This window comes from Skermanella sp., assembly GCF_059503625.1.
In genome coordinates, this window is the sequence record NZ_JCACHA010000796.1 from 334 (window position 1) to 5321 (window position 4988).

Below are 4988 nucleotides of genomic sequence, written 5' to 3' on the forward strand. Positions count from 1 at the left end.
GCAGGGCATTGGTCCAGGTGACCAGTCCCTCCGCATCCGGCAGGCGATCCAGGGTCGTATGGTAGAGACGCGCTACCTGGGCCGCCGTGTCGTCGCGAAGCCTCAATCCCTGTTCGACGCCCGGGCTCGTCCGATTGATGTTTTCCGCTGACTCGGAGAAATCGAGCACCACGTCGGACCGGCTCTCTCCACCGCCAAGCGCGGTCGTCCAAGTCTGCATTCCCGGTGCATCGGGCTCCCGCCCGAGAACGTTCCGGTACAGCAGGGTAACGAAGGCCGCGTCTTCCGGATCGCCGTATCGTCCGGTGAACTCCGGTGAGCCGGTAAAGCCGGCTACGGCCTTGCTGAGCGTCAGCGAACCGGAGTCGATGGCGCCGACCCATCCCTTCAACCCACCGGCATCCGGTTCCCGCCCGAGGGTGGCGCCGTACAGCCGATAGACCTGCGCCGCGGTGCTGGCGGTATCGGTGACGTATTCTCCGTCCGCGAAGACGAAATGCTCGATCGAGTTCCCGACGATGCGGTCGGTCCCGGAGGAATCCGCGACGGTGTCGTCGGCATTGGCGTTCAGGGAAATGGCATAAGCGTTGCGCGGGCCTGACCAGAGGGCGGTATCCGGCCCCTCCCCTCCGTCGATGACGTCGCTGCCGGGACCGCCGTCGAAGGTGTCTTTACCGGTGAGGCCGTACATCTTGTCATTGCCGGTCCCGCCGTTGAGACGGTTGGCAAGGGCATTGCCGGTGATCGTATCGTCGCCGCTGCCGCCGTTCGCGTTGCCGATACTGGCGCCGTAGGCAATCGATACGTTGTTAACGGCGCTGCCGCCGGCACCATTGGTTCCGATCGAACTGAACGCCCCTTCCCGCAGGTCGATGGTGGCGCCGCGCGTCTGGGCGCCCGCGTCCAGCGTATCGGACCCGGCGCCGTCCCAGATCACCTTCGTGAAGGCGGTTTCCGTATTGGACAGCTGATAGACATCGTCGCCGGGCCGCGTCTTCAGATTGGCGCCATAGAGATACTGGATCGCCGCGACGTCATAGAGTGCCGGTGCGGCACCGTAGGTGCCGTAGTTGGTCCACGGTTGAGTGGTATACGACATCGTCGTGAACTGGTGGTTGTCCTCGGCCGCCGGCAGAAAGGGACCTTCTGCTCCGCCGCCATGGGCATCGTAATCGCCGGGGTGCTTCAACCCGATCGCATGGCCGATTTCGTGGACGAGAGTATGATAGCCCCAGTTGCCGGACTCCGGGTTCTTGTTGGAATCCTGATCGTTCGCGATGTAGACGTCACCGCCGGCCGGGTCGGAATTGGGGAAGTAGGTGTAGCCGCCGCTGGCGCCGTTCTGGTTGTTGGTCCCAAATCGGATCTCTCCGCCATCGCCCGCGTCCGGCACTTCCTTGAACGTGATGTTGGCAACTTCCGCCCATGTCGCCAGTGCGGCGCGCACGGCAGCCTGCTGGACGCCGGACATCGGAGCGAAGCCGAACGAATCGTCGAACCAGGCGTAATCGGGCGACGCGGTCATGAAACTGTAGGTGACCGTAGCGGGGCTGCCGAGACTGGACTGATCGTTCCACCGGGGAGTACCCGATGGCAGGAGCGCCGCTATGTAGTAGGGAAGTGCTTCGGCCCCACTGACATCGGCACTTGCCACCGGCACGTGTTCAATGGACTCTGCCGAGTCCTTCTGTGGTGCAGCCATGGGCCACCTTCGGCGCTGTTGGTGATCGCCTTGATTAGCCGGTCGAGACAGGGCATTGCAGTGACAAGTTGACTGCAGGAAAGGTTATTCGGGACATGAACGACGTCCCGAAAGTCGATCAGAACAGCGGATTGGCCTTAGCCAGACGGTCGAACTGGACCAGGGTTTCGAGGATGCCCGGCAGGTTCTTCAGATAGACCATGTTGGGGCCGTCGCTCGGCGCCTTGTCAGGGTCCTGGTGCGTTTCCATGAAGACGGCGGCAACTCCGATCGAGATGGCCGCACGCGCCAGCACGGGCACGAATTCCCGCTGGCCGCCCGACGTTTCACCCTGCCCGCCCGGCTGCTGGACCGAGTGCGTGGCGTCGAAGACGACGGGATATCCGGTTCGCGCCATGATCGGGATCGACCGCATGTCCGAAACGAGGGTGTTGTAGCCGAAACTGACGCCGCGCTCGCATAGCAGGATCTTCTGGTTGCCGGTGCTGGCGAGCTTGGACGCGACGTTCTTCATGTCCCAGGGGGCCAGGAACTGGCCCTTCTTGACGTTGATCGCCTTGCCGGTTGCGGCGGCGGCCAGCAGCAGGTCGGTCTGGCGGGACAGGAAAGCGGGGATCTGGAGCACATCGACCGCTTCCGCAACAGGACCGCACTGCTCCGGCAGATGGATATCGGTCAGGACGGGGCAGCCCCAGGTCTCGCGGACTTCGGCCAGGATCGGCAGGCTGGTCTCCAGTCCGATGCCCCGGTTGCTCCCAAGGGAAGTCCGGTTGGCCTTGTCGAAGGAGGATTTGTAGATCAGGCCGATGCCGAGCTTGCGCGTCAGCTCGACCAGCGCGTGGCTGGTCTCCAGCGCGTGCTCCCGGCTCTCAAGGGCACAGGGACCGGCGATCAGGACGAACGGCCGGTCGTTGGCGATGGAAAGCGGACCGACCTCTACGGTGCGGTTCAGCGTAGTGGCGTCTGTCATAAGTCGACCCTCCCTGCGAGACCGGCCCCTGAAGGACCAGCCGGATTAAACCAGCCGGCTCTGCTCGATGGCGGCGCGGATGAAATCGATGAACAGAGGATGCGGGCTCAGCGGCTTCGACTTCAGTTCCGGGTGGAACTGGACGCCGACGAACCACGGATGGCCCGGCAGTTCGACGATTTCGGGCAGTGCGCCATCCGGCGACAGGCCGGAGAACAGAAGCCCCGCCGACTCCAACTGTCCACGCAGGTTGATGTTCACTTCGTAACGGTGCCGATGGCGCTCGCTGATCAGCTCCGAGTCGTAGATGCCGCGGACCCGGGAGCCTTCGATCAGCCGGCAGGGATAGGCTCCCAGCCGCATCGTGCCGCCGAGATCGTCGTTGGCGCCGCGAATTTCGGTCTGGTTGCCGCGCGCCCATTCCGTCATCAGGCCCACGACCGGGACGACGTCGCGGCCGAATTCGGTGGAGCCTGCGTTGGGAATGTCGGCCAGATGCCGTGCCGCCTCGATCACCGCCATCTGCATGCCGAAGCAGATGCCGAAATACGGGACCTTGTGCTCGCGCGCGAACTGGACTGCCCGGATCTTGCCTTCCGACCCGCGCTCGCCGAAGCCGCCCGGCACCAGGATGCCGTGGACGTGCTCCAGATGCTGGACCGCGTCGTCCGATTCGAAGATCTCGGCGTCGATCCAGTCCAGCTTGACCCGGACGTTGTTGGCGATGCCGCCGTGGATCAGCGCCTCCGCCAGCGACTTGTAGCTGTCGAGCAGGCTGGTGTATTTGCCGACGACGGCGATGGTCACTTCGCCCTCGGGCTGACGCACGGTATGGACGATGCGGCGCCAGCGGCTCAGGTCGGGTTCGCCGTCGTGCGGCAATCCGAAATAGCTGAGCACCTGAACGTCGAAGCCCTGCTCGTGGTAGCTGATCGGCACCTGATAGATGGTATCGACGTCCAGCGCCGCGATCACGCGTTCCTGGCGGATATTGCAGAACAGGCCGATCTTGCGGCGCTCGCCTTCCGGAATCGGGCGATCGGCGCGGCACAGCAGGATGGTCGGCTGAATGCCGACGCTGAGCAGCTCCTTGACCGAGTGCTGGGTCGGCTTGGTCTTCAACTCGCCGGCGGAGGGGATGTAGGGCAGCAGGGTCAGGTGGATGAACAGCGAGTTCTCGTGCCCGACCTCGTTGCCGAACTGGCGGATCGCCTCCAGGAAGGGCGTGCTCTCGATATCGCCGACGGTGCCGCCGATCTCGCACAGGACGAAGTCCTCGTCCGTCACGTCGGCTCGGATGAACTCCTTGATCGCGTCGGTGACGTGGGGGATGACCTGGACGGTGGCGCCCAGATAGTCGCCACGCCGCTCGCGCTGGATCACGGTGGAGTAGATGCGACCGGTGGTGACGTTGTCGCTCTTGCGTGCGGCGACGCCGGTGAACCGTTCATAGTGGCCGAGGTCGAGGTCGGTTTCCGCGCCGTCGTCGGTGACGTAGACCTCGCCGTGCTGATACGGGCTCATGGTGCCCGGATCGACGTTGAGATAGGGGTCGAGCTTACGCAGCCGCACCTTGAATCCACGTGCCTGGAGCAATGCGCCCAGTGCCGCGGAGGCAAGGCCCTTGCCGAGAGAGGAAACGACGCCGCCGGTAATGAATATGTACCGAGTCATGGTGTCTTGCCGATCCCAGTTTTGATCAATCATGCCTGAAATGAGAGAGGCGGCCGAACCGCCGCCTCCCGACTACCCGATCCTGTGCGCAACGCTACTGAGATACCGGAGCCTGCGGAGCCGCCGGCGCCGCGGGCGGCGGCGCTTCGGCCGGCGCCGACTGCTGGGGCGGCATCTGGTCGATGATGGAGCGCGGCCGGTTCTGCCCGCCCGCCATGATCGCGAGGACCAGGCTGGTCAGCATGAAGGCCCCCGCCAGGATCGCGGTGGTCCGGGTCAGCAGGTTGGCCGTGCCGCGGGCCGACATCATGCCGCCGCCAGCCCCGCCGCTGCTGCCGATGCCAAGGCCGCCGCCTTCTGATTTCTGTACCAGCACCACACCGATCAGCGAAACTGCGATCAGCAGGTGCACGATCAGAACCACTGCTTCCATGGTCCGGAAACCTTCTCTTCTGAAAACCGATGCTCAAAAACCGATAGGCGCGCCAGCCGCCCCTTTCGGATGGGCATGGCACGCCTTCGACCGATATTTACTAACTCGTCATGAGTTTCGCTAGCGGCAAGTTTCCGCAATGCCCCAAAAATCGTCGGCGGCAAGGCTGGCGCCGCCGACCAGGGCGCCGTCGACATTGTCCACCGACA

5 protein-coding genes are annotated in these 4988 nt (G+C 64.2%); all 5 read right to left on the bottom strand.

The window, feature by feature from the left end; translation table 11 throughout:
- Positions 1-1702, bottom strand: a 1702-nt coding sequence (locus AC5JJ6_RS28150) for a DUF4214 domain-containing protein (protein ID WP_496045237.1), incomplete at its 3' end; no start/stop codon positions are given.
- Between the two features lie 118 nt (positions 1703-1820).
- Complete coding sequence (kdsA, locus tag AC5JJ6_RS28155) at positions 1821-2672, bottom strand: 3-deoxy-8-phosphooctulonate synthase (protein WP_496045238.1); 852 nt, start codon at positions 2670-2672, stop codon at positions 1821-1823.
- Between the two features lie 45 nt (positions 2673-2717).
- Positions 2718-4346, bottom strand: a complete 1629-nt coding sequence (pyrG, locus tag AC5JJ6_RS28160) for a CTP synthase (protein ID WP_496045239.1) — start codon at positions 4344-4346, stop codon at positions 2718-2720.
- Positions 4347-4440: 94 nt separating this feature from the next.
- The gene (secG, locus tag AC5JJ6_RS28165) at positions 4441-4779 is read right to left on the bottom strand and encodes a preprotein translocase subunit SecG (protein ID WP_496045240.1); all 339 of its coding nucleotides are present in this window, start codon (positions 4777-4779) and stop codon (positions 4441-4443) included.
- 120 nt (positions 4780-4899) lie between these two features.
- A partial coding sequence (locus AC5JJ6_RS28170; protein ID WP_496045243.1) for a triose-phosphate isomerase occupies positions 4900-4988 on the bottom strand: 89 nt, incomplete at its 5' end.

Excerpts from the sequence above, each read along its gene's own strand:
- kdsA (WP_496045238.1), bottom strand. The coding sequence starts at position 2,672 with ATGACAGACGCCACTACGCTGAACCGCACCGTAGAGGTCGGTCCGCTT.
- pyrG (WP_496045239.1), bottom strand. The coding sequence starts at position 4,346 with ATGACTCGGTACATATTCATTACCGGCGGCGTCGTTTCCTCTCTCGGC.
- secG (WP_496045240.1), bottom strand. The coding sequence starts at position 4,779 with ATGGAAGCAGTGGTTCTGATCGTGCACCTGCTGATCGCAGTTTCGCTG.